This is a genomic window from Amycolatopsis heterodermiae, assembly GCF_034929455.1.
GTDB lineage: Bacteria > Actinomycetota > Actinomycetes > Mycobacteriales > Pseudonocardiaceae > Amycolatopsis > Amycolatopsis heterodermiae.
On record NZ_JAYFSI010000008.1, the window covers coordinates 153,358 to 178,246 of the forward strand.

Annotated in this window: 22 protein-coding genes; 16 read left to right on the forward strand and 6 right to left on the reverse strand. The window is 71.4% G+C overall.

Features of this window, described 5'->3' with window-relative positions; genetic code table 11:
• Positions 1-84: 84 nt before the first annotated feature.
• Together coaD and rsmD are read right to left on the reverse strand one after the other, a co-directional pair.
• Positions 85-570: a pantetheine-phosphate adenylyltransferase gene (gene coaD, locus VA596_RS31195; protein WP_323331781.1), complete on the reverse strand. Its 486-nt coding sequence runs from the start codon at positions 568-570 to the stop codon at positions 85-87.
• A gap of 42 nt (positions 571-612) precedes the next feature.
• The gene (gene rsmD / locus VA596_RS31200; protein WP_323331782.1) at positions 613-1,173 is read right to left on the reverse strand and encodes a 16S rRNA (guanine(966)-N(2))-methyltransferase RsmD; all 561 of its coding nucleotides are present in this window, start codon (positions 1,171-1,173) and stop codon (positions 613-615) included.
• Positions 1,174-1,296: 123 nt separating this feature from the next.
• Here rsmD and VA596_RS31205 point away from each other — a divergent pair, with 123 nt between their 5' ends.
• Entirely contained in the window at positions 1,297-3,414 is a 2,118-nt protein-coding gene (locus tag VA596_RS31205; protein ID WP_323331783.1) for a HelD family protein, read from the forward strand.
• Between the two features lie 180 nt (positions 3,415-3,594).
• Here the strand turns inward: VA596_RS31205 and VA596_RS31210 are convergent, their stop codons facing one another.
• The 3 genes from VA596_RS31210 to VA596_RS31220 form a co-directional block, all read right to left on the reverse strand.
• The gene (locus VA596_RS31210; protein WP_458364023.1) at positions 3,595-7,350 is read right to left on the reverse strand and encodes an nSTAND1 domain-containing NTPase; all 3,756 of its coding nucleotides are present in this window, start codon (positions 7,348-7,350) and stop codon (positions 3,595-3,597) included.
• Positions 7,351-7,455: 105 nt separating this feature from the next.
• Positions 7,456-7,902, reverse strand: coding sequence for a Clp protease N-terminal domain-containing protein (locus VA596_RS31215; RefSeq protein ID WP_323331784.1), 447 nt, complete (start codon positions 7,900-7,902; stop codon positions 7,456-7,458).
• 6 nt (positions 7,903-7,908) lie between these two features.
• Positions 7,909-8,112 (reverse strand): helix-turn-helix domain-containing protein, encoded by a 204-nt coding sequence (locus VA596_RS31220; protein WP_323331785.1) that lies wholly within the window; start codon positions 8,110-8,112, stop codon positions 7,909-7,911.
• A gap of 55 nt (positions 8,113-8,167) precedes the next feature.
• Here VA596_RS31220 and VA596_RS31225 point away from each other — a divergent pair, with 55 nt between their 5' ends.
• The 13 genes from VA596_RS31225 to VA596_RS31285 all read left to right on the forward strand — a co-directional run bounded on the left by VA596_RS31225 (position 8,168) and on the right by VA596_RS31285 (position 21,398).
• Positions 8,168-9,556 (forward strand): FAD-dependent monooxygenase, encoded by a 1,389-nt coding sequence (locus VA596_RS31225; protein WP_323331786.1) that lies wholly within the window; start codon positions 8,168-8,170, stop codon positions 9,554-9,556.
• An 8-nt stretch (positions 9,557-9,564) separates the two neighbouring features.
• Positions 9,565-10,557: an LLM class flavin-dependent oxidoreductase gene (locus tag VA596_RS31230; protein WP_323331787.1), complete on the forward strand. Its 993-nt coding sequence runs from the start codon at positions 9,565-9,567 to the stop codon at positions 10,555-10,557.
• Positions 10,558-11,196: 639 nt separating this feature from the next.
• Positions 11,197-11,991 (forward strand): MlaE family ABC transporter permease, encoded by a 795-nt coding sequence (locus VA596_RS31235; RefSeq protein ID WP_323331788.1) that lies wholly within the window; start codon positions 11,197-11,199, stop codon positions 11,989-11,991.
• A gap of 2 nt (positions 11,992-11,993) precedes the next feature.
• The gene (locus VA596_RS31240) at positions 11,994-12,845 is read left to right on the forward strand and encodes an MlaE family ABC transporter permease (RefSeq protein ID WP_323331789.1); all 852 of its coding nucleotides are present in this window, start codon (positions 11,994-11,996) and stop codon (positions 12,843-12,845) included.
• The gene (locus tag VA596_RS31245; RefSeq protein ID WP_323331790.1) at positions 12,842-14,116 is read left to right on the forward strand and encodes an MCE family protein; all 1,275 of its coding nucleotides are present in this window, start codon (positions 12,842-12,844) and stop codon (positions 14,114-14,116) included. Before VA596_RS31240 ends, VA596_RS31245 begins: the two co-directional genes overlap by 4 nt.
• A complete protein-coding gene (locus VA596_RS31250; RefSeq protein WP_323331791.1) occupies positions 14,113-15,117 on the forward strand; it encodes an MCE family protein in 1,005 nt (334 codons plus the stop codon). The genes VA596_RS31245 and VA596_RS31250 overlap by 4 nt, the downstream gene beginning before the upstream one ends.
• Positions 15,114-16,106 (forward strand): MCE family protein, encoded by a 993-nt coding sequence (locus VA596_RS31255; protein ID WP_323331792.1) that lies wholly within the window; start codon positions 15,114-15,116, stop codon positions 16,104-16,106. The genes VA596_RS31250 and VA596_RS31255 overlap by 4 nt, the downstream gene beginning before the upstream one ends.
• Entirely contained in the window at positions 16,103-17,134 is a 1,032-nt protein-coding gene (locus VA596_RS31260; RefSeq protein ID WP_323331793.1) for an MCE family protein, read from the forward strand. The genes VA596_RS31255 and VA596_RS31260 overlap by 4 nt, the downstream gene beginning before the upstream one ends.
• Positions 17,131-18,213, forward strand: coding sequence for an MCE family protein (locus VA596_RS31265; protein ID WP_323331794.1), 1,083 nt, complete (start codon positions 17,131-17,133; stop codon positions 18,211-18,213). Before VA596_RS31260 ends, VA596_RS31265 begins: the two co-directional genes overlap by 4 nt.
• Positions 18,213-19,421 carry an MlaD family protein gene (locus VA596_RS31270; RefSeq protein WP_323331795.1) on the forward strand — a complete coding sequence of 403 codons (1,209 nt, stop codon included), beginning with the start codon at positions 18,213-18,215 and terminating at the stop codon, positions 19,419-19,421. The genes VA596_RS31265 and VA596_RS31270 overlap by 1 nt, the downstream gene beginning before the upstream one ends.
• Positions 19,409-19,912, forward strand: a complete 504-nt coding sequence (locus VA596_RS31275; protein ID WP_323331796.1) for a hypothetical protein — start codon at positions 19,409-19,411, stop codon at positions 19,910-19,912. Before VA596_RS31270 ends, VA596_RS31275 begins: the two co-directional genes overlap by 13 nt.
• Positions 19,913-19,956: 44 nt before the next feature.
• Positions 19,957-20,673, forward strand: coding sequence for a hypothetical protein (locus tag VA596_RS31280; RefSeq protein WP_323331797.1), 717 nt, complete (start codon positions 19,957-19,959; stop codon positions 20,671-20,673).
• 80 nt (positions 20,674-20,753) lie between these two features.
• Positions 20,754-21,398 (forward strand): hypothetical protein, encoded by a 645-nt coding sequence (locus VA596_RS31285; protein ID WP_323331798.1) that lies wholly within the window; start codon positions 20,754-20,756, stop codon positions 21,396-21,398.
• A gap of 45 nt (positions 21,399-21,443) precedes the next feature.
• Here VA596_RS31285 and VA596_RS31290 read toward each other — a convergent pair whose 3' ends face one another.
• Positions 21,444-22,328 (reverse strand): RCC1 domain-containing protein, encoded by an 885-nt coding sequence (locus VA596_RS31290; RefSeq protein WP_323331799.1) that lies wholly within the window; start codon positions 22,326-22,328, stop codon positions 21,444-21,446.
• Between the two features lie 428 nt (positions 22,329-22,756).
• On the opposite strand from VA596_RS31290, the gene VA596_RS31295 reads away from it, so the two are divergent.
• Positions 22,757-23,395, forward strand: a complete 639-nt coding sequence (locus tag VA596_RS31295) for a DUF6801 domain-containing protein (protein ID WP_323331800.1) — start codon at positions 22,757-22,759, stop codon at positions 23,393-23,395.
• 79 nt (positions 23,396-23,474) lie between these two features.
• Positions 23,475-24,884, forward strand: coding sequence for a DUF6801 domain-containing protein (locus VA596_RS31300; protein WP_323331801.1), 1,410 nt, complete (start codon positions 23,475-23,477; stop codon positions 24,882-24,884).
• The last annotated feature ends 5 nt before the right edge of the window (positions 24,885-24,889 follow it).

Here is a 24,889-nt window from a genome sequence, read left to right on the forward strand (position 1 = left end):
CTCCCGCGACGCCGGCGCCAAGTCCCGACGTTCGTAGGGGGCCGATGGAGGGGAACCGGGCGCGCCGGGGTCCCTTGTGGAGCGTCAGCGCCCGAGCTTGGGGAACTTCGCCGCGAGCCGCTCGTAGACGATCGGCGGGACCAGGTTCTCGACGTCGCCGCCGAGGGCCGCGACCTCCTTGACCAGCGAGCTCGACACGAACCCGTACGCCGGGTTGTTCGCCATCAGCAGCGTCTCGACGCCGGTGAGCTCGCGGTTCATCTGCGCCATCTGCAGCTCGTAGTCGAAGTCGCTGACCGAGCGCAGGCCCTTGGCGATCGCCACGATGCCGTTTTCCCGGCAGTAGTCGACGAGCAGGCCTTCCCACGAGTCGATGCGCACGTTCGGCTGCTTCGACGTGATCTCGCGCAGCATCTCCAGGCGCTCTTCGATCTCGAAGAGGCCCTTCTTGCTCTTGTTCACCCCCACCGCGACGACGACCTCGTCGAACAGCTGGGCCGCCCGCTCGATGATGTCGAGGTGCCCGTTGGTGGCCGGATCGTAGGAACCGGGACAGACCGCACGCCGCATGGCGCGGACGCTACCGTGCCCGCGCGCTCCACGCGGGGTGGTTCACACCACAGCCGCGAATTCCGCCCAGAACACGGCCGTGTCGCCGTACTTCTTCTCCCGGGACGGCTCGAAGCCGCCCGGCCAGTCCGGGGCGCCGTCGCGCGCGGCGCGTTCGACGACGACCAGCGCGCTCTCCCCCAGCCAGCCACCCGCGGCCAGCGCCGCGAGCACCTGGCCGAGTGCGGCCGAGTCCACGGCGTAGGGCGGGTCGGCGAGCACGAGGCCGTACGGCCGCGGCGCGGGCGCGGCGACCACCGCCTCGACCTGGCCGGCCCGGACCGTGCCGCCCAGCCCCAGCGCCGCGACGTTGCCGCGCAGGACGTCGACGGCCCGCCGGTCGGCTTCGACGAACAGCGCGTCGGCCGCGCCGCGGGAGAGGGCCTCGAGGCCGAGCGCGCCGGAGCCCGCGTAGAGGTCGAGGACGTGCGCGCCGTCCAGCTCGCCGGCCGTCTCCAGGGCGTTGAACAGGGCCTCCCGCACGCGTTCCGACGTCGGGCGGGTGCCCTTCGGCGGCACCTTCAGCCGCCGCCCGCCCGCCGTCCCGGCCACGATCCTGGTCACCCCCTGATTGTGCGGGGATGACACGAAGCACTCATCGCCGGGACATGGGTGAACCCGCCGGGCGCAACGCGTAGAGTCGTTCTTCGCCCTCGGAGGCGATCCAGAGCTGTCAAGGAGCCATGCGTGTCGGAACCTCGGGTCAGACGGGCCGAGATCGCCATCGAACAAGCCCACGTCGATCGCGTGTACACCCGTCTGGACGAACTGCGTACCCAGGCCGAAGCGATGCGCACCAAGGGCTACGAGATCGGCCAGGGCGCGCAGCGCGAGGCGATCTTCGAGCAGGCGTCGATGCTGTTCGAGCGCGACATGATGGTCTACCACGCCAACCAGACGCTGCAGTCGCTCGACGCCGAGTACGAGGGCCTGGTCTTCGGGCGCCTCGACCACCGCGACGACGACGAGCGCGTTTACGTCGGCCGCCTCGGCATCCGCGACGCGGAGTTCGACAACCTCGTCACCGACTGGCGCGCCCCGGCCGCGGCGGCGTTCTACCAGGCCACCGCCGAAGAGCCGATGGACGTCGTGCGGCGGCGCGTGATCCGCTGCTCCGGCCAGAACGTGCTGGACGTCGACGACGACGTGCTGATGGCCGAGGCCGTGCCCGAGGACATGCAGATCGTCGGCGAGGGTGCGCTGATGGCCGCGCTCGGGCGCTCGCGCGGCGAGAAGATGCGCGACATCGTCGCGACCATCCAGAAGGAGCAGGACGAGGTGATCCGGGCGCCGTGGCGCGGCGTCACCGAGATCACCGGCGGGCCGGGCACCGGCAAGACCGCCGTCGCCCTGCACCGCGCCGCCTACCTGCTCTACCGCCACCGCCGCCAGCTCGGCGGCGCCGGCGTGCTCGTGATCGGGCCTTCCGGGGTGTTCACCAGCTACATCTCGCGCGTCCTCCCCTCGATGGGTGAGACGAACGTCGAGCTGCGCGCGCTGGGCGAGGTCCTCGACGGTCTCGAGGCGACGCGGCAGGACGCGGCGCCGCTGGCCGCGATCAAGGGTTCGCTGCGGATGCGGAAGGTGCTGCTGCGCGCGCTGCGCGACACCCCGCCCGGCGCGCCGGAGGAGATGCGGATCGTCTACCGCGGCGAGGTCCTCAAGCTGGACGCGCGCGAGCTGGAGAAGGTGCGCCGCAAGGCCCACACGCAGGGCGCGCCGCCCAACCGGTCGCGGATCCGGGCGGCCGAGCTGCTGCTGGACGCGCTGGCGACGAAGGCCGAGGGGTACGCGAAGGCCGACGGCAAGCCGTTCGAGCGGGCGGAGCTGATCACCGACCTGGGCGAGCGGATCGAGTTCCACCGGTTCCTGGTGGTCTGGTGGCCGGTGCTGTACCCGGCGCAGATCCTGAAGTGGCTGGGCGAGGAGAAGCGGCTCGCGGCGTCGGCGAAGGGCGTGCTCAACCGGCAGGAGATCTCGCTGCTGGCCGCGGACCTCGCGGACCGCTCGCGGGGCTGGTCGATCGCGGACGTCGCGCTGCTCGACGAGCTGCGCGTGCTGATCGGGCCGCCGCCGAAGCGCAAGCGCCGTCAGGTGGTCGAGGGTGAGGTCGAGCGCGGCGGAGGCGGCACCACCCGGCCCGAGCACTACGACGAGTACTCGCACGTGGTCGTCGACGAGTCGCAGGACCTTTCGCCGATGCAGTGGCGGATGGTCGGGCGCCGCGGGAAGTACGCGAGCTGGACGGTCGTCGGCGACCCGGTGCAGAGCTCGTGGCCGGACCCGGCGGAGGCGGCGCAGGCGCGCGACCAGGCGTTCGGGATCAAGACGACCCGGCGGCGGTTCACCCTGCGCACGAACTACCGCAACTCGGCGGAGATCTTCGACCTGGCGGCCAAGGTCGTGGCGGGGCACGCGGAGGCGGGCGAGCTGCCGGTGGCGGTCCGCAAGACGGGCGTCGAGCCGGACGTCCGCCCGGTGGACGCGGCCGGCCTGCCGTCGGCGACCCAGGCGGCGGTGAAGGAGCTGCTGGGCGCGGTCGAGGGCACGGTCGGCGTCATCACGGCGATGGACCGCGTCCCGGAGGTCGCGGGCTGGCTGTCGGGTGAGGCGGAAGAGCGGCTGAAGGTCGTCGGCAGCCTGGATTCGAAGGGCCTGGAGTACGACGCGGTCGTCCTCGTCGAGCCGATGGACCTGGTCACGGAGTCCACGACCGGGCGGCGGGTCCTGTACGTGGCGCTGACCCGGGCGACACAGCAGCTGACGGTGCTGGCCTCGAACCCGGACTGGATCCCGGCGGGCTGACCCGGGCACGCTGAAGGGCTCCTTCGAGGGGCGGGAGGCACCTTCCCGTGCCCTTGAAGGAGCCCTTCAGACCCCCAGCCGGCAAACGTCGCAGGACTGTCCGTCCGAGGGCATGTCTAGTCGATCAGGGTTGTTCGGTGTCCGCGAGCAGCGACCGAACAACAACGCCGAACAACTCGGTCAGGGGCACGGCGGCGCGTAGTCCAGGCCCGCCAGGCTCGCGGTCCACTCCGCCGGCGTGATGCGCGGGGCCGCGATCGCGCAGATCCGGTCGGCCGCCCGGTCGGGATCCGTCTCCTGCAGGCGGACCGTCCCGTCCGCGACGGTTCCGGCCAGCGTATGGCCGTCGGGGGCGTACTCCACGGCGTAGACGCGGTCGCGTTCCTCCGGCAGGACCGCGCGCGGGGCTGCCGCGCCGACGTCCCACAGCCGGATCGTGCGGTCGTAGCCGCCGGAGGCGAGCGTGCGGCCGTCGCCGCTGAAGGACACCGACATCACGACGTCCGTGTGCCCGGTCAGCACGACCGGCGGGCTCACGAGCGTGGCGTCCCAGAGCCGGACCGTGCGGTCGGCGCTCGCGGTGGCGACGCGCCTGCCGTCCGGGCTGAAGGCGATCGAGAAGATCGTGTCCGTGTGGCCTTCGAGCGTCGCCAACGGCTTCGGCGCGCGCGGGGTCGAGACGTCCCACAGCCGAGCCGTGTGGTCCCAGCCGGCGGTGGCCAGCGTCCGGCCGTCGGGGCTGAAGGCGAGGGTGTGGACGTCGTCGGCGTGCCCCTGCAACCGCGCGATCTCCGCGGGGCGGGCGCGGTCGGCGAGGTCCCACAGCCGGGAGGTGTGGCCCTGGCCCGCGGTGGCGAGGAAACGGCCGTCCGGGCTGAACGCGACCGCGTCGATGTCGTCGCTCGGCCGGGAGAACACCACCGGCGGCCCGGGTTTCGCCGGGTCGGTGATGTCCCGCAGGGTCATCGTGTGGTCCCAGCTGCCCGTGGCCAGGGTCCGGCCGTCGGGGCTGATCGCGACGCCGCAGACCGCGTCGCCGAAGCCGCCGATCGTGGCCAGCGGCCGCGAGGTGCCCCAGTCGAGCAGCCGCACCGTCTTGTCGTAGCCGCCGGTGGCCAGGAGCCCACCGGGACCGAAGGCCGCGTCGCACGCCTTGTCCGTGTGCGCGGGGAGGCCGGGGCCGGGCCGGTCCCAGAGCCGGGCGGTCTGGTCGTCGCTGGCCGTGGCGAGGGTGCGCCCGTCCCGGCTGAACACGGCCGAGACGACGGCGCCGGTGTGCCCCGGCAGCGGCGGCAGCTCGCGCGGCCGCCGCGGGTCGGCGACGTCCCACAGCCGGGCGGTGCGGTCGAACCCGGTGGTCGCGAGGGTGCGCCCGTCGGCGGTGAAGGCGACCGACCGCACGATCGCCTTGTGCGACGTCAAAGCCGCGAGCTGCACCGGCTTGTTCGGATCCGTGACGTCCCACAGGCGCGCGCTCTGGTCGGCGCTCGCCGTGGCGAGCGTGTGGCCGTCCGGGCCGAAGGCGACCGAGTGCACGACGTCGGTGTGCCCGGTCGCGACGCCGAGCGGGCGGCGGCCGTCGACGTCCCAGAGCCGCGCCGTCCTGTCGGCCGACGCCGAGGCGAGCAGCTTGCCGTCGGGGCTGAAGGCCAGGTTGTTGACGTACGACGTGTGCCCCCTCAGCTCCCCCACCTGCTTCCGGCTCGCCGTGTCGTACAGCCGGAGCGTGCCGTCGACGTCGCCGGTGGCCAGCAGCGGGCCGACGGGACTGAACGCGACGGCGTACGCCTTCCCCTCGTGGCGTTCGAGCACGACACCGGGCCCGGGACGCCCCGGGTCGGTGACGTCCCAGACGCGGACGGTGCCGTCGAAGCCCGCGGTGGCGACGGTCCGGCCGTCGGCGGCGAAGGCGACGTTGTTGACGTTGCCGGTGTGCCCGCTCAGCGTGCCGAGCGGCACCGGGTGGTGCGGATCGTGGATGTCCCACAGGCGGGCGGTCCCGTCCCAGCTGGCGGTGGCCAGCACCTGCCCGTCCGGGCGGAGGGCGACGGTGTTGATCCGGCCGGTGTGCGCGGTGAGGCGCGTCGAATACGGCGTCGCGAACATCCCGAGGACGGCGCCGCGCGCGTCGGCGCTCGGGTCGAGGCGGTACGCGGCGAGCGCGAGCTGGGCGGCGAGCGCGGGGTTGGTGGCGCGCACGGCCAGCGCCTGGCCGGCCACCTTCTGGGCGAGCGCGCTGTTGCGCTGGTCTGTGGCCGTCGACTCGGCGCGCACCGCGTAGGCCGTCGCGGCGACGGCGACGACCAGCAGCACCGCCAGCAGCGCGACCAGCTGCCGCAGCCGCCGGGTGCGGCCGCGCTCCCGCTGCTGCTCGGCGTGCTCGACGGCCAGGCTGGCGTCGAGGAACCGCCGTTCCCGCCGCGACAGCGCGGAGTCCTGGCGCGCGGCCCACTCGCGGGCGATGGCCAGCCGGGTACCGCGGTAGAGCCAGCCGGGGTCGCGCTCGACCGACTCCCACGCGTCGGTCGCCTCGGTGAGCTGGCGGTGCACGCGCAGGCCTTCGCGGTCTTCGGTGAGCCACTCGCGCAGCCGCGGCCAGCCGCGGATGAGGGCCTCGTGCGCGATGTCGATGCCCGTGTCGTCGAGGGTGACCAGCCGCGCCGCCGCCAGTTCGCCGAGGACGACGGCGGTGTCGCCGTCCTCCGTGTCGAGCTCGTCGCGGCTGAGCCGGCGCTTGGTGTCCTCGGTGCCCTCGCCGAGCGCGGTCATCCGCAGGAAGATCTGCCGCGCCAGCCCCTGCTGGCGCTCGGACAGCGTCGCGAACGTGCCTTCCGACGTCTGCGCGACGGCCCGTTCGATGCCGCCGCCGGCCTCGTAACCCGCCAGGGTGAGCGTGGTGCCGCGGCGGCGTCGCCACGTCTCGAGCAGGGCGTGCGAGAGCAGCGGGAGCACGCCGGGCTGGCCGGTGGCGTCCGCGACCAGCCGGGACACGAGCGCGTTCTCGACGCGGTAACCGGCGTCGACGGCGGGCCGCGAGATGGCCTGCCGGAGCTCCTCGGTCGTCATCGGGCCGACCAGGATCTGCGCGTCCTGCATGGCTTCGGCGAGGTCGGCATGACGCGCGCAGTGGGTGTAGAAGTCGGTGCGGATGCCGAGGACCACGCGGGTCCGGCTGCCGGGTTCGGTGGTCGCGGTGACCAGCGCGGCGAGGAATCCGGCGCGCTCGCCGGCGTCCTGGCAGAGCGTGAAGACCTCCTCGAACTGGTCGACGACCAGCACGACGTCTTCGTCCTCATCTTGGACGAGCTGCCGCGCGGCGAGACCGAGGTTGCGCGGGTGCGCGGCGAAGTCGTCGAGCAGCGCGCCGGGGGCGACGCCGAGCGCGGCGGCGAACTTGACCGCGCACTCCTGCAGCGGCCGGGCGCCCGGGGTGAGCAGCACGGTGCGGCCGGTGACGGCGGGCAGGAGACCGGCGCGCAGCAACGAGGACTTGCCCGAGCCGGACGCGCCGAGGACGGCGAGAAAACGCTGTCTCGCAAGGCGTCCGGTGAGCTTTTCGACCAGTCGTTCGCGGCCGAAGAACCGGACGGCGTCGGCGGGCCCGAATGCGGCCAGGCCGACATAAGGCGGCGATTCCCCGGATTCCGGCTCGGCCGGTGAATCGGCACCGGCCTGGTCGTCCGCGACCTTGTGCCAGCGCTCCTCCCATTCACCGGGGTCGCCACCGCAGGCCCGGACGTAGGCCAAGGTGACGGCCAGGCTGGGGAGTTTCCGCCCGCCGGCGGCCTCGGAGAGCGTGCCGGCCGAGTAGTGCGCGCGCCGCCCCAGCTCGCGGTAGGTGGGATTCCCGGCGTTCTCGCGCAACCGCCGCAGATCGGCGGCGAAGTCGGTCAGCAGGTCGTCCCGGGGATCCAGCGGTCGCTCCGGACGCGGCACCCGTCCTCCTTTGCGGTTCCGGTGCGGCACACGGTATCCAAGAACGCACGGCTCAGAGGGAAAAGCCGGATTTCACCATCGGCGCTCGACGCCCGGCGCGGCGAATCAAGTCCCCAACCGGCGCCGGACCTCCTCCCGATCGACACCCAACGCGGCGAACAGGTCCGCCGCCGGGTCCGGCGGGGTCACCGACAGCAGCACCCGCAGCAGCTCCGCCGGGTCCCGGCGGCGTGGCACCCCGCGGATCGCCTCGTTGACCACCGCTCGGGCGTTCGACGTCAGGGCCCCCAGCGTCAGCTTCGCGCGTTTCCGTGACGCGTCCGCCGGACGGAGGCCTTCGACGTCGATCCCCAGCACCGCCAGGGCTTCCCGGTCCAGGCGGTCGAGGGCCGCGCGGGCCGTCATCACGTCCAAGCCGAGGGCTTGCGCGCAGGCGTCGTCGTGGAGCAGGCCCAGCAGCAGGTGTTCCGTGCCCAGCCGCCGGTCGCCGCGGCGGCGCGACTCCTCCAGCGCCGCCGTCACCACCGACGCGAACGGGCTCTTCGCGATCATCGCGCCTCACTTCCCGTACTTCGCGTGCACGGACTGCCGGGCCACGCCGAGCGCGTCGCCGATCTGCTCCCACGACCAGCCGCGGTCCCGGGCGTGCGCGACCGCCGCCGCCTCGACCTGCTCGGCGAGCCGGTGCAGCGCGCCGACGGCCCGCAGCGCGACCGCCGGGTCGGTTTCCGAAATCCGCCCGGAAAGCTCTTCCGCCTCCATGGTGTGTCAGTCTAGCCTGACACTGCACGTCAGTCCAAACTGACAAGGAGGCGTCATGGACGTAGCGGTGATCGGAGCGGGCCCGGTGGGCCTGATGCTGGCGGCGGAGCTGCGGCTCGGCGGGATCACACCCGTGGTCCTCGACCGGCGGGCCACCCCGGACGAGCGGCCGCGGGCGAACGGGCTCGGCGGCCGGATCGTCGAGCAGCTGGACCACCGGGGGCTGTTCGAGAGGTTCCGGGCCGAGGCGGCGTTCGCCGGGCCGTTCCCCGGGTTCCCGTTCGGGCCGGTGCGGCTGAACTTCACCAAGCTCGACAGCCCGCCACTGCGCGGATTGATGCTGCAACAGCCCCGGATGGAGGCCCTGCTGGCGGAACGCGCCGCCGAACTCGGTGTCGAGATCCGGCGCGGGCACGAACTCCTCGACCTCGACACGGTCCGCGGTCCGGACGGCGAGTACCGGCTGGACGCGCCGTACGTCGTCGGCTGCGACGGCGCGCACAGCCGCGTCCGGGAGCTGGCCGGCATCGGCTTTCCCGGCACGACCGACGACGAGTTGCTGCGGTTCGGCCACTTCCGGACGGACCAGCCGTTCGACCTCTTCACTTCCGTCAAAGGCCTGAAGCAGGGCTGGAACCGGCGGCCGGCCGGGCGGGTGCTGCTGACGTCGCTGACGCCGGGTGTCGTGATCGTCGGCGTCCGGGAGGCGACGCCGGAGCCGCCGGGCGAGCCGACGCTCGACGAGTTCCGGGAGAGCGTCCGGCGGGTGCTCGGCGCCGACCTGCCGCTGGGCGAGCCGCTCTGGCTGTCCCGGACGGTCAGCCAGGCCCGGCTCGCCGAGCGTTACCGGGCCGGGCGGGTGCTGCTGGCCGGCGACGCCGCGCACCTCTTCCCCGCGGGCGGCTCGTCGCTGAACGTCGGGCTGCTGGACGCGGTCAACCTCGGCTGGAAGCTCGCCGCCGTCGTCCGGGGAGACGCTGGGGACGCTTTGCTCGACAGCTATCACTCCGAACGCCGTCCGGTCGCGGCCAGGACGTTGACCCAAACCCGCGTCCAAGCCCTGCTCGAACGCCTGACCGGCGAGGACGGCGACGCGCTGCGGACGCTGTTCGGCGAGCTGGCCGCGTTCGAGGAGCCGACCCGGCACCTGGCCGGGCTGATGCGCGACGCCGACGAGCTGCCGTACGTCCCCGACCTGCCGCTGACCGTCGACGGCGAGAAGACGCGCGTGGCGGAGATCATGCGGGACGCCCGGACCGTGCTGTTCGACTTCGCGGACCGCGCCGACCTGCGGGAAGCCGCCGGATCGCGGGTGAAGATCGTCACAGCCACGGGTCCGGAACCGGTGGCGGACGCGCTGCTCGTGCGTCCGGACGGCGTCGTCGCGTGGAGCGGCGACGATCCGGCGGCGTTGCGGGAAGTTATCGGCGCACCGGGGCGTTGACCCCGGTTGTGAGCTCACTGCCTGACGTGCCGCTGTCCGTGCTCGACCTGTCCCCGGTGTCCGAGGGGATCAGCATCGGGGAGACGCTGCGCAACACCCTCGACCTCGCCCGCGCCACCGAGCGGCTGGGCTTCAACCGCTACTGGCTGGCCGAGCACCACAACATGCCCGGCATCGCCAGCTCGGCGACGGCCGTGCTGATCGGGCACGTCGCCGACGCGACCGAGCGCATCCGCGTCGGCTCGGGCGGGGTCATGCTGCCCAACCACGCGCCGCTGGTCGTCGCCGAGCAGTTCGGCACGCTGGAGGCGTTCCACCCGGGCCGCATCGACCTGGGCATCGGCCGCGCGCCGGGCACCGACCAGCGGACGGCGCTCGCGCTGCGCGGGCCGGGCGGGCTGTCGGCGGAGAACTTCCCGGAGCACCTGCAGGAGCTGATCGGCTACTTCACCCACTCGGAGGCCCGCGGGGTCAACGCCGCGGTCGCCGAGGGCAACCAGCCGCCGATCTGGCTGCTCGGTTCGTCCGGCTTCAGCGCGCAGCTCGCCGGGCGGCTCGGGCTGCCGTTCTCCTTCGCGCACCACTTCGCCGCGGAGAACACGATCCCGGCGGTACAGCTCTACCGCGACAACTTCCGGCCGGGGGTGCTGGAGGAGCCGTACGTCATGCTCGGCACGTCCGTCGTGGCCGCCGAGACCGACGAGCGCGCCCAGTTCCTGGCCGGCCCGTCCGGCCTGACGTTCCTCAGCCTGCGCCGCGGCCGCCCGATCGCGATGCCGACGCCCGAAGAGGCGGCGGAGTACCCGTACACCGAGATGGACCGCGCGTTCCTGGCCGACCGCTTCGGCTCGAGCATCATCGGCTCCCCCGAGACGGTCCACAAGGGACTCCAGCAGCTCCTCGACGACACGGCCGCCGACGAGCTGATGATCACGACCATGGTCCACGGCCACGCGGACCGCATCCGCTCCTACGAGCTGATCGCCGGCCTCAAGTCCTGACCCCGTGATCAGAACGCCGACACGCGTGATTGGAGAGTCGGCACGCGTGATTGGAGAGTCGGCACGCGTGTTTGAAGGGTCGACACGGCGTGGCGCGAACCGCGGCACCGTGTCGACTCCGGGATCACGCGTGTCGGCTTCCTGATCACGCGTGTCGACCCTCTGGACACAGCTGGGCCGGCGAACACGCGTACCGGGATGGACGACACGCGTACCCGGGTGGACGACACGCGTGCCTGGACGGACGACACGGGTGCGCTTACCCTGCCGGGCGTGTCGTCCGGCAGGGTTCGCGTGTCGTCCGTTCGGGTACACCCGGGAACCGGGAATGGGGACGTCCGTGCAGCCGTGAACGGCTTGCGCACCCGGGTCGGGAATTTCTTTTCCTCCACTGACAACAAGATCAGGGCCGTTTGTCAGTAATCGACAAGAAATGTGCGGTTACCAGGCCGTGACCGCGTGATCATGCTCAAGTTCTTGTCTCCCAGCAGGGCCGTGGTTAGCGTACCGACCAGTAGGAAACGGCACGGTGACCCCCGAGACCGTGAATGGCCGACCTGAGATAGCCCGTTCGGACCAGTTCATTTGCTCACCTCGGGTGTATTCGTCGTGCCCGCGAAACACTGGGGAGGCACACGAATGGCCGAACGGACGACGACGACGTCGTTCCCCGGGGCCGCCGCGCTGCGGCAGACCGGGCGGCTCTACGCGCTCGGCCTCGACGTCGTCCGGCTGACCTTCCGGCGCCCCTTCCAGACGCGGGAGCTGATCCAGCAGTTCTGGTTCATCGCGAGCGTCTCGATCCTGCCGACGGCCCTGGTGTCGATCCCGTTCGGCGCGGTGATCGCGCTGCACATCGGCTCCCTCACCACGCAGATCGGCGCACAGTCGTTCACCGGCGCGGCGAGCGTGCTGGCGATCATCCAGCAGGCCAGCCCGATCGTGACGGCGCTGCTCATCGCCGGCGCCGGCGGCAGCGCCATGTGCGCCGACCTGGGCTCCCGCACCATCCGCGAAGAGATCGACGCGATGGAGGTGCTCGGCGTCTCGCCGGTCCAGCGCCTGATCGTGCCGCGGGTGCTCGCCGCGATGGGTGTCGCGATCTTCCTCAACGGCATGGTGAGCGTCGTCGGCGTGCTCGGCGGCTACTTCTTCAACGTCGTCATGCAGCACGGCACTCCGGGCGCGTACCTGGCGAGCTTCTCCGCCCTCGCCCAGCTGCCCGACCTGTGGATCAGCGAGATCAAGGCGCTCATCTTCGGCTTCGTCGCCGGGGTCGTCGCCTCCTACCGCGGCCTCAACCCCAAGGGCGGGCCGAAGGGCGTCGGCGACGCGGTCAACCAGTCGGTCGTCATCACGTTCCTGCTGCTGTTCGTGCTGAACCTGGTGCTCACCACCGTCTACCTGCAACTCGTGCCGCCCAAGGGGAGCTGAGCGTGACCACCACGGAAGTCCCCAGGTCCGCGCGGGTGCGCGAAGCCGTCGACCGGCGGTTCGGGTTCCTCGACACCCTCGGCGACCAGATCCTGTTCTTCCTGCGCGCGATCGCCTGGATCCCGCGCGCGATCCGCCGCTACCTGCGCGAGATCGTCCGGCTGCTGGCCGAGGTCAGCTTCGGCAGCGGCGCGCTCGCCGTGATCGGCGGCACGATCGGCGTGATGATCGGGATGACCGTCGCCACCGGCACGGTCGTCGGGCTGCAGGGCTACTCCGCGCTCAACCAGGTCGGGACGTCGGCGTTCGCCGGGTTCGTCTCGGCCTACTTCAACACCCGCGAGATCGCGCCGCTCGTCTCCGGCCTCGCCCTCTCCGCCACCGTCGGCTGCGGCTTCACCGCGCAACTGGGCGCGATGCGGATCTCCGAGGAGATCGACGCCCTGGAGGTCATGGGCATCCCGAGCGTCCCGTACCTGGTGACGACGCGGGTGATCGCCGGTTTCCTCGCCGTCATCCCGCTCTACGCGATCGGCCTGCTCTCGAGCTACCTCGCGTCGAGGCAGATCACCGTCTGGTTCTTCGGCCAGTCCGCGGGCACCTACGACCACTACTTCCTGCTGTTCCTGCCCCCCGGCGACGTCCTGTGGTCGTTCGGGAAGGTCCTGGTGTTCAGCGTGGTCGTGGTCCTGGCGCACTGTTACTACGGCTTCCGCGCGAGCGGCGGCCCGGCCGGGGTCGGCGTGGCCGTGGGCCGCGCGGTGCGCACCGCGATCGTCGCGATCAGCGTGCTCGACTTCTTCCTGTCCCTGGCGATCTGGGGTGCGACGACCACCGTGCAGGTGGCCGGATGAGACGCGAAACCCGCCGCAAGGCCGGGGTCCGCACCGCCGGGGTGCTGTTCCTGGTCGTGATGGGCGTGCTCGTTACGCTGTCCATCAAGGTCTACGACAAGGACTTCGTCAGCACGGTGCCGGTGACGCTGAAGGCGAGCCGCATCGGCAACCAGCTCTCCCCCGGCGGCCAGGTCAAGGCCCGCGGCGTGCTGGTCGGCGAGATCCGGGACGTCAGGGCGACGCCGGAAGGCGCGGAGATAGCGCTTGCGCTGGAGCCGGGCAAGGTCGGCATGCTCCCCAAGGACGTCTCCGCGCTGCTCGTGCCGAAGACGCTGTTCGGCGAGCGGTACGTCCAGCTGTCCATCCCGGACGGCGACCGGGCGCCGCACCTGGCCGCCGGCGACGTCATCGCGCAGGACCGCTCGGCCAACGCGATCGAGCTGGAACGCGTCTTCGACAACCTGCTGCCGCTGCTCAAGGCCGTCCAGCCGCAGAAGCTCGCGACGACGCTCACCGCCGTGTCGACGGCGTTGCAGGGCCGCGGCGAACAGCTCGGCCAGACGATCGACACGGCCGCGAGCTACCTCAAGGAGTTCAACCCCAACCTGCCGCAGCTCACCTCGGACATCCGGGACCTGGCCACGGTTTCCCAGGTGTACGGCGACATCGCGCCCGACCTGCTGGACGCGCTGACCGACTCCGCCGTCACGCTCAACACGGTCAAGGAGAAGCAGGCGGACCTGGCCGGGGTGTACCAGCAGGTGACGTCGTCGTCGCAGGAGATCACGACGTTCCTGCAGAACAACCACGACAACCTGATCTCACTGGCCGCCGACAGCCGCGCGCCGCTGGAGATCGCCGCGAAGTACTCCCCCAGCTTCGCGTGCACCCTCGCCTCGCTGAACGCACTGAGGGGATCCATGGACAAGGTGCTCGGCGCGGGCACGAACGAGCCGGGCCTGCACGCCGACGTCGCGGTCACCGCGAACAGCGGCAAGTACCTGCCCGGCCAGGACGACCCGCGGTTCACCGACGGCGGCGAGCCCCGCTGTTACCCCTCCGGCGTCGCCCCGACCGCCGGCACCGCCGCGGCCACCCCGGGCGCCACCGGCCACCCGCTGCTGCCCGGCGGCCAGGGTGACCTCGGCGTCGCGAACTCGCCGCAGGAGCAGCAGCTGCTGGCCACGCTCGTCGCGCCGTCGATCGGCGTGCCGACCGCGCAGGTGCCCGGGTGGAGCAGCGTGCTCGTCGGCCCGCTCTACCGCGGCACGGAGGTGAAGCTCAAGTGAGGAACATCGCCTCCCCGCTGATCAAGAGCCTGATCTTCATCGTCGTCACCGCGCTCGCCACGACGCTGCTGGCCATCTCCATCACGAACTCCGGCCTCGGCGACGCGAAGCCGTACTCGGCGAAGTTCCTCGACGCGACGTCGCTCAACGTCGGTGACGACGTGCGCATCTCCGGTGTCCGGGTCGGCCAGGTCGAGTCCCTCGAGATCAGCGACCACAACCGGGCGCGGGTCGGGTTCTCCCTCGACAGCGGCCGCCGGCTGCCCGCCGACGTCCACGCGGTCGTCAAGTACCGCAACATGGTCGGGCAGCGCTACATCGCCCTCGAACGCGGCAACACCGCCACCCGGGACCTGCTGCCCGAAGGCGGCGAGATCCCGCTGGACCGCACGACACCCGCGCTCGACCTCACCGACCTGTTCAACGGGTTCAAGCCGCTGTTCCAGGCGCTCTCGCCCAACGACGTCAACCAGCTCTCCGGCGAGATCGTCCAGGTGCTGCAGGGGGAAGGCGGCACCGTCGAGAGCCTGCTCGCCCACACCGGCTCGCTGACCACCACGCTCGCCGGGCGCGACAAGGTGATCGGCGAGGTGATCGGGAACCTCAACTCGGTCCTGAAGACGGTCAACGGCAAGGGTGACGCGCTCGCGAACCTGGTGTCCACGCTGCGGCAGCTGGTGTCCGGGCTGGCCGGCGACCGCGCCGCGATCGGCGACGCCATCAGCGGCATCGGCGACCTCACTCAGTCCACCGCCGGGCTGTTCGAGCAGGCCCGGCCGCCGCTGAAGGACAGCATCGCCGGCCTGCAGGGCGTCGCCGCGAACCTCGGCGAGAACCAGTCCGATGTGGACAGTTTCCTGACCAACCTGCCGGTCAAGTTCACCGAGATCGGCCGGGTCGCCTCCTACGGCTCGTGGATGAACTTCTTCCTCTGCCGAGCCACCCTGGAAACCACGCCCGCGCGCGGGGTGTACGTCCCGACGCCGAGGTGTGAGTCGTGAAGTCCTTCAAGGAGCGCAACCCGCTCGTGCTCGGGGTGGTCGGCAGCGTCGCGCTGGCCGCGCTGCTCACCCTCACGTTCAACTACGACAACCTGCCGATCGTCGGCGGCGGCACCACGTACGCGGCCGAGTTCTCCGAGGCCGCGGGCCTGCAGGCCGACGACGAGGTCCGGATCGCCGGCATCAAGGTCGGCGAGGTGCGCGACGTCGCGCTGTCCGACGACCACGTCCTGGTCCACTTCCGGGTCAAGGACGCCTGGGTCGGCGACCGCACGTCCGTCCAGATCAAGATCAAGACGTTGCTGGGCCGCAAGTTCCTCGCGCTGGACCCGAGCGGCGACGCGGTGCAGAACCCGGACCAGGCGATCCCGCGGACCCGGACCGTCACGCCCTACGACGTCACGGACGCCTTCAACGGCCTGGCGAACACCGTCGGCTCGATCGACACCAAGCAGCTCGCCGACAGCTTCACCACGCTGTCGGACACCTTCCGCAACTCCCCCGAGCACGTCCGCAGCGCGCTCGACGGCCTGTCCCAGCTGTCGAAGACGGTGTCGAGCCGCGACAGCCAGATCTCGGAGCTGCTGGCCAACGCCCGGACGCTGACCACGACGCTGGCGAACTCGAACGACGACTTCGAGAAGCTCATCGACGACGGCAACCTGCTGCTCACCGAGCTGAACCGGCGCCGCGACGCGATCCACGACCTGCTCACCGGCTCGGCGCGGCTGGCCGACCAGCTCAGCGGGCTGGTGCAGGACAACACCGCGCAGCTCAAGCCGGCGCTGGAGTCGCTCAAGCAGGTGACCGACCTGCTCAAGCGGCAGAACGACAACCTGACCAAGGGCCTGCAGCTCGCCGGGCCGTACTTCCGCGTCGTCACCAACACGACCGGCAACGGCCACTGGATCGACGCCTACCTCTGCGGCCTGCTGCCCGAGAACCACGACCCGTGCGTCCCGCCGAAGAACCCGGGAGGGACCAAGTGAGCGCGCTGACCACCACCAGGGCCGGGGTCCTGACCAGCCGGTTCATCGCCGCCGCCCTGCTGCTCGCGCTGGTCGTGACGGCCGCGCTGTGGTGGGTGTTCTCCGGCAGCGGCCAGCACCACGTCACGGCGTTCTTCTCCCGCGCGGTCGGCGTCTACCCCGGCTCCGACGTCCGCGTGCTCGGCGTCCGGATCGGCCAGGTCGACCAGGTCACCCCGCGCGGCGAGCAGGTGCAGGTCGACATGAGCGTCGACGGTTCGGTCGGCGTCGCGCAGGACACCACGGTGCTGGTGATCGCGCCCAGCGTCGTCGCCGACCGCTACGTCCAGTTCGCCAAGCCGGCCCGCGGCGGGCCGCGGCTGCCGGACGGCGCGTCGATCCCGGTGCAGCGCACGGCGACGCCGGTGGAGCTCGACCAGCTCTACGCCAGCCTCGACTCCCTGACCAAGGCCCTCGGCCCGAACGGCGCGAACTCCCAGGGCGCGCTTTCGGACCTGCTGAAGACCGGCGCGGCGAACCTGCAGGGCAACGGCCAGGCGTTCAACGACAGCGTCCGCAACTTCGCCCAGCTGGCCCGGACCCTGGCCGGCAACTCGGGTGACCTGTTCGGCACCGTCGACCAGCTGCAGAAGTTCACGACCATGCTGTCCACCAACGACCAGCAGGTCAGCAGCGTCAACCAGCAGCTCTCGCAGGTGTCGAGCACGCTGGCCGCCAACAGCGGCGAGCTCGCCCAGGCCCTCGAAGGCCTCGGCCGTGCGCTCGGTGACGTCCAGGCGTTCATCCGGGACAACCGCGAGGCACTCAAGTCCAATGTGGACAACCTGGTGACGACCACGCAGACCCTCGTCGACCAGCGCGCGTCGCTGGCCGGGACGCTCGACGCCATCCCGCTCGCGGTGACGAACGTGCTCAACGCCGTCGACCCGGACACCGGACGGCTGCTCGGCCGGGCGAACCTCGACTACTACCAGGAACTTCCGTTGCCGGTCACCGGGGACGTCTACACCAGCGGAGGTGGGCGATGAAGCGGGCCCTCGCCGCCGCGGCCGTCGGGTGTCTCCTGCTCACCGGCTGCTCCTCGGGTGAGTTCAAGGGCGTCTACGACCTGCCGCTGCCCGGCGGCGCCGACGTCGGCGACCACCCGTACGACGTGACCGTGCAGTTCGCCGACGTCCTCGACCTGGTGCCGCAGGCCGCGGTGAAGGTCGGCGACGTCCCGGTCGGGCGGGTGCGGGAGATCCGGCTGGGCAGCGACGGCTGGACGGCCGAAACCGTGCTGGAGGTCAACGGCGACGTCGCGCTGCCCGCCAACGCGGTCGCGCGGCTGCGCCAGTCCAGCCTGCTCGGCGAGAAGTTCGTCGAGCTGGCGCCACCGGACGGCACGCCGGCCGCGTCCACTTCCGGTCCTCGGCTCGCGAACGGCGCCACGATCACCCTGGACCGCACCAACCGCAACCCCGAGTTCGAGGAGATCTTCGGCGCGTTGTCGCTGCTGCTCAACGGCGGCGGGATCGGGCAGCTGCAGACGATCAACCGCGAGCTGTCGAAGGTGATGGACGGCAACGAGGAGCAGATCCGCTCGTTCCTCGGCGGGGTGAACACCCTGATGACCGACCTGGACGCGCACCGCTCGGACATCACCGAGGCGCTCGACGGCCTGAACCGGCTGTCGGCGACGCTGGCCAACCGGCACGAGCAGGTGTCCGGCGCGCTGACCGACCTGACGCCGGGCCTGCAGTCGCTGACCGAGCAGCGCACGCAGCTAGTCTCGATGCTGCAGTCGCTCGACCGGCTTTCGACGGTCGCCACCGACGTCGTCGACCGCAGCCGCGACGACATGGTCGCCGACCTGCGCGCGCTCGCGCCGATCCTGGGGCAGCTGGCGAAGGCCGGCGACGACCTGCCGAAGTCGCTGCAGATGCTGCCGACGTTCCCGTTCCCGGACTCGGTGCTCCCCGCCGTGAAGGGGGACTACATCAACGTCTACACGTCGATGATCCCCGCGGCCGGCGTGCCGCTGCCCCCGCCCGGCCAGGGTGTCCCGCCCGGCCTGCCGCCGCTCCCGCTGGGCAGCGACGACGCCCGCGTCTCCGGAGGCCGCTGATGCTGACGCGCAGAGTGCGGATCCAGGTGGTGCTGTTCGTCGTCATCGCCCTGGCCACCACGGCGTTCGTGGGGGCGAACTACGCCGGGCTCGGCCGGTTGTTCGGCTCCGGCAGCTACACGGTCAAGCTGGAGCTCGCCGAGGGCGGTGGCCTGTTCACCAACGGCGAGGTGACCTACCGCGGCGTCGCCGTCGGGCGGGTCGGCGAGCTGCGGCTCACCACCACCGGCACCGAAGCCGACCTGCTGATCGACGACGGCGCCCCGCCCATCCCGGAGAACTCCCAGGCCGTGGTGGCGAACCGGTCCGCGGTCGGCGAGCAGTACGTCGACCTGCAGCCGCGCACGGCCGACCGGCCCTACCTCGGCCAGGGTTCGGTGATCCAGCGCGAGTCGACGACGCTGCCGCTGCCGGTGAACAGCCTGCTGACGGACCTGGACTCGTTCACCGCGTCCGTGCCGACGCAGGACCTGCGCACGGTGGTGAACGAGCTCGACGACGCCCTGCGCGGCGCGGGCCCGGACCTGCAGACGCTGATGGACTCGGCGACGACGTTCACCCAGGAGGCGAGCACGCACCTGCCGCAGACGTCGAAGCTGATCGGCGACGGCGCGACGGTGCTGCGCACCCAGGTCGACTCCGCGGCCGAGTGGCGCTCGTTCAGCAGCAACGCCAAGGTGTTCGCGCAGCAGCTGGCCAGCTCCGACGGCGACCTGCGGCGGCTGATCGCGACCGCGCCGCCCGCGGCGACGGAGCTTTCCTCGCTGCTGAAGGAAAACGACCCCGGCCTGCCGATCCTGCTGGCCAACCTGCTGACGACGTCCCGGGTGTTCGCCACCCGCACGGACGCCGAGCAGCAGCTGCTGGTCAACACGCCGAAGGCGGTGGCCGCCGTGGGTTCGGCGCTGAACCCCGCGGGTGACCAGCTGCGGATGGGGCTGGTGCTGAACTTCGACGACCCGCCGCCGTGCCGTCAGGGCTACGAGGGCACCCCGCACCGGCCGAGCACCGACGTCACCCCGCTGCCGTTCCGCACCGACGCGGCGTGCACGCTGCCGTACGGGAACGAGAGCTCGGTGCGCGGCACGCAGAACGCACCGCACCCGCCCGTGCCGGCGCCGGCCCTGCCGGGCGGGCTGACCGGCCCGCTCGGGATGGGCACGCAGGCGACGTCGACGAGCCTCGAGGAGATGCTGTGGCTGCGGTGAAGTACCTGCCCGTGGGCTTGGTGGCGGCGGCCGCGGTGTTCGCGGGCGGCTCGGGCTACGCGTGGTACGCGGCGTCCCACGAGCCGGCCCTGACGTACGGGTCCGCGCGCGACGACGCCCTGGCGAGCGGCCGGACGTTGGTGGCGGAGCTGAGCAGCCTGGACTACCACGACGTCGACGGCGGCCTGGGCCGCTGGCTCGCGGCGTCGACGGGCCCGCTGCACGACCAGCTGGCCCACACGGACGACACGACGAAGAAGACCCTCGCGGCGAACGCCACGGTGGCGACGGGCCGCGTCCTGGACGCGGCACTGAGCGAACTGGACGAACACGCGGGCACGGCGAAGCTCCTGGCCTCGGTGGAGATCACGATGGCAAAGCAGGGAACGGCCCCGGCGGTGAAGCGCAACCGCTTCGCGGCGGCGCTGACCCGGACCCCGGAGGGCTGGAAGTTGAGCGCGCTGGACCAGCTGCCGGTGGGTGCGCGATGAGCAGGACGGAAGAGATCGAGACGGCGCGGGACGACCAGCCGGAGGTGACGGCGGCCGGATCACCCGCAGCCGCGCCCGAGGAGGCGGTCCACACCGCCGAGTCCGAAGCCACCGAGCTGAGCACCCCGGCGACCGAAGGCGGCTCCTCCGACCCGGCGGCCACCGATGCCGAGGCCGTCGAGGCCGAGGTCGAAGGCTCCTCCGAGGCAGCTGATGCGGACGAAGCCGAAGCCGCTCAACCCGCCAAGGCGCGTCCGGCCTGGCGGCGGCTTCCGGCTCTCCTGCTCGCCGCCGCCGTCCTGCTCGCCGGTGCCGGTGTCTGGTTCACCCTCGAAGCCCGGTCGGCCTCCTCGAACCCCGCCGCCGACAACCTCGCTCTCACCGATGTCGGGGCGACCGCCGATGTCACCTCGGCCGTCACGCTCGCCATGAACCGGATCTTCTCCTATTCCTACGACAAGACCGACGTCACCGAGAAGGCCGCCGCGGCTGTGCTGCGCGGCTCCGCGAAGGATTCCTACGACAAGCTCTTCGCCCAGGTCCGCGAGAAAGCGCCGTTGCAGAAACTGGTGCTCACCTCTCGCGTTTCGGCGATCGCCGTGCAGGATCTGCAAAATGGTCACGCGCGGTTACTCGTCTTTCTCGATCAATCGGCCGTCCGTGCTGACAACAATGCGACCGACAGTGCCGCGGCTCAGCTTTCCGTGACCGCGGAACGCACCGGTGACGGCTGGGTCGTCACCGAACTCGAACCGCGCTGACGCCGTTCCACCGAATAGCGCACTTCACCGGTTCCGGAAGCGTCCGGAACCGGCCGGGAAAATCGCAAGGGAGAACAACTATGTCCGTGGCAACGCAGCTGAAGAGACTGGCTGTGCTCACGTCGGCGGCGGCCGTCGTGCTGACCGGGGTCGCCGTGACGCCCGCGTCGGCCGACGTCATCCCGATCCCCGTGTCCTACAAGGTGACCGGCTCCACCACGGTCAAGAAGACCGGCAGCGCCATGAAGCTCGGCCCGGGCTCGCTCAAGGGCAACCTCCTGATCGACGACCAGACCGGGACGGTCGGCCTCAGCGCCGACCTGGTGCTCCCGCCGGCGCAGGCCGACATCTCCCTGCTGTCGGGGATCTTCCGCATCAAGGCGAAGGTGAAGGTCACGCCGCTCGGCCCGGCCACCGGCACGATCGCCGACGGCAACCTCGTCACCAAGGCCAAGGCCAACATGGAGATCTACGACATCTGGGCCGGCCCGATCATCCCGGTCATCCCGCTGCCGACCGTGCCGGGCAGCTGCAAGACGAAGACCCCGCTCGACCTGACGCTGGGCGCGCAGGACATCGACATCACCGCGCCCGCGATCACCGTGACCGGCACCTACACGATCCCGGAGTTCAACAACTGCTTCATCGCCGACATCGCGCTCGGCGCCCTGGTTTCCGGACCGGGCAACACGATTTCGCTCGACCTGGCCAACGACGCCACCTGAGCCGACCACGGGTGGCGGGCCCAGCAGGCCCGCCACCCGCCGGGCTCAGCAGGCCGCGTTCGGGTCCTCCTTGAGCGCGAAACTGTCGTTGTCCCCGGCCGAAACCGCGTAAACCGGCCCGCACCAGGGGAAGAACGTCTCCCCGACGAGGTTCGAGCCCCACGTCACGACCGAACCGTCGGCCTTGACGGCGACGTTGTGGTTGAACCCGGCGTCGACCCCGACGACGTCCGACAGGGCCTCCGGCGGCACCTCCGTCTGGTGGAAGTTGTCGCGGCCCCAGGCGTAGACGGTGCCGTTCTTGAGCGCCAGGCTGTGGTAGAAACCGGCGGACACCGAGGTGACGCCGGACGTGAGCGCGGCGGGCACCGTCGTCTGGCCGTAGGAGTTGTTCCCCCAGGCCAGCACCCCGCCGTTCTTGATGACCAGGTTGTGGTCGCCCCCGGCGGAGATCGCGGTGACGCCCGACTGCGCGGCGGCCGGCACGTCGGTCCGCGACCCCCAGCTGATCACCTGCCCGCCCTGCTTGAGGGCCAGGCTGTGCATGTTGGACGTCGAGATCGCGACGACCCCGCTGCTCACCGAGGCGGGCAGGGTGGTCTGGCCGTACCAGTTGTTGCCCCAGGCCACGACCTTGCCGTCCTTGAGGGCCAGTTCGTGGCCCCAGCCCGACGCGATCTGGCTGACCCCGGACGTCGCCGCGGCGGGGATCTGGTTGGCGCCCCAGTTGTTCGCGCCCCACGCGAGGACCGCACCGCCCTTCAGGGCCAGTGCGGTCGTGCTGCCCGCCGACACGGCGGTGACGCCGGCCAGCGCGCCCGGCGGCGGGATGGTGACGTCGTAGTCCGGCTTGCCCCAGGCGATCACGCCGCCGGCCGTGTCCGCGTGCGCGGGCACCGCGCACAGCGACACCGCCACAACCGCCGACACCGCGAATGCGGTCCCTCTGGGCGATAGCCGTCCACAACGGGAAGTAGCCGGCACGGTAGCCTCATTTCTCCGGTTTCGTTATCCGGGATTGCTTCGGCAAGATCACAAATGGTAGACCGTTCGGCACAGCGGTTCGCCGTCGCGGCCGCTCTTTGTCAAAATCCGCCAAATCCACGGCCGCTCGTGCGCCGCCGCACACAAGAAATCGATACACCCACGCGGTGCCTCACCCGCGCAAGCACGAAGTCTTGTTCCGTACTGAACTGGCGAGTAGCCTCGATTTCGGCAGATGGACCTCCACCTCGCAACGCCGGTGAATCGCGTCCCGCCGCCCGGGGCAATGGGGTCGGTCAACGCGATGGGGGCACGGCAGCGAGCAATCGATCAGCCAAAGCCGAGACTGAACTGAATCAAAGGAGATGACAGGTATGTCCCGACTCAGCAGGCTGTCCGCCGGTATCGCCACCACCGCGACCGCGATCGGCGCCATCGCGGTGCTGACCGCCGGCGTCGCGTCGGCCGCGACGATCACCTACACCGCCGGCGGCACGGCGGGGATCACCTACAACTGCACCTTCCCCGGCATTTCGCCGCAGCCGGTCGCGATCACCGCGCACCTGGACGCGCCCGACACGGTCGCGCACGGCACGTCCGTCACCCCGTCCAACGTCGGCGGCACCGCGACGATCAGCGCCACCGTCCACTCGCTGCTCACCGCGGTCGGCTACGACGGCATCCGGGGCAACGCGACGGTGCCCGTCTCGGTGTCCGCGGGCACGCTGTCGCAGCCGTCGGCCACCGGGCTGAACATCCCGGAGGTGATCTACCCGACCGGCGGGGCGATCACGGTGGTCATCTCGCAGGTCGCGGCGTCCAGCATCCCGACCTACACCGCGCCCGCCACCGCGGGCACCGCCACCCTGTCGCTGACGAGCGGGCTGTCGGCGAACCTGGAGTTCCACAAGAAGTCGAACAACACCTGGTCCCCGTGGACGATGAACTGCACCCTCAAGGTGACGAGCCCGGCGCAGAACACCGCGTTCAGCCCGAGCATCACCGTCTCCTGACCGGACGTCCCGGTGCGGGCCCCCTCGACGGGCCCGCACCGGGACCTCCCGCCCGCTCCCGAACCACCCGAGGAACCCGATGCCACGTCGAGTCCGGCCCCGCACCCTGACCGTTTCCGCGCTGTCGGCCGTCGGCCTGCTGTCCGCGGTGAACGGCGCGCTGACCGGAGTCGGCTCGGCCGCCCCGGCACCCGCGGTCCCGCCGGACACGAACGCGACGGCGTCGGTCTCGGTGACCTGTCCCTTCGCCGATCCGCTGGGCGCGCAGAAGGTCACCGCCGAAACGTCGGCAACGCTGCCGGCGCAGGCGAAGACCGGGACGTCGGCGACGATCCGCGAGTTCGCCACGAAGCTCACGCTCCCCCGTAACGTCGCGCTGTCCCTCCTGCCGGCCGGTACCACCACCGGGTCGCTGCAGGGCAGCCTGGACGTCGACCTCGCCGTGCACCAGGACGACCGCGCGGACAAGGTCCCGGTCCCCCTCACTGTGCCGGCCACCCCGCTGCCGGAGACCGGCGACGTCACCCTGACCGCCACCGGCGCCGTGCCGGAGATCGCGCTGAACACCGTCGGCGCCGTCACCTTCGACGTCACCGCGCCGACGCTCTCGCTGGCGGCCGTGCCGGCGCCCGGCACCGCGACCACCGAGCCGGCGCCGAAGATCGCGTGCACCCTGGATCCCGGCCAGGAGACGGCGCTGGGCAAGGTGCTGGTGCTCCCGCCGGTGACACCGGGGACGAAGGCGAAGGAGCAGTCCGCGCTCGCCGACGGTCCCGCCCCGGGTGACCCGCCGACCGAGGACGAGTTCGGCGTGCCGCTGAGCCTGGTCACCATCCTGGCGAAGTCGACGGTCAAGAAGCTCGGCGCGACGGTCACCAGCGACCCCGCGTTCCTGTTCAACGGGCTGTTCATCCTCAACCTGGTCACCAACGACTCCCGGGTCACCGGCTCGACCACGTTCAACCCGGCGACCACGACGTTCCTCGGCTTCGGTTTCGTGCCGGTGACCGCGACGGTCGAGTTCCTGCCGGTCGACTACCGCGACAGCAAGGTCATCGAGATCGCGGGCAACATCACCACCCACTCCGACGACCAGACGTACCTGCACACGACGCTGCAGGTGATGGCCCGCCTGAGCAACGCGAAGGTCAACGGCGTCCCGCTCGACCTCGGCCCCGACTGCGTGACGGCGGACAAGGTGACGCTCACCCTGGACGGCCCGTACGAGGCGTTCGGCGTCGGGCACATCCAGACGGACCCGGCCGTGGGCTTCCACCTCCCGGCGTTCACCGGCTGCGGCGCCGGCGGGCAGGACCTCGGGCCGCTGCTGACCGGCATGAGCTCCGGCGACGGCAACCAGGCCTATGTGGACACCTACAACCTGATCGTGTGCACCGACCCGGACAGCGCCCAGTGCCCGCCGGGCTCCGACGGGCCGCCGCCGGAAACCCCGGCCGCGGCGAAGAAGGCGGTCAAGAAACCGCGCTGAGGGGG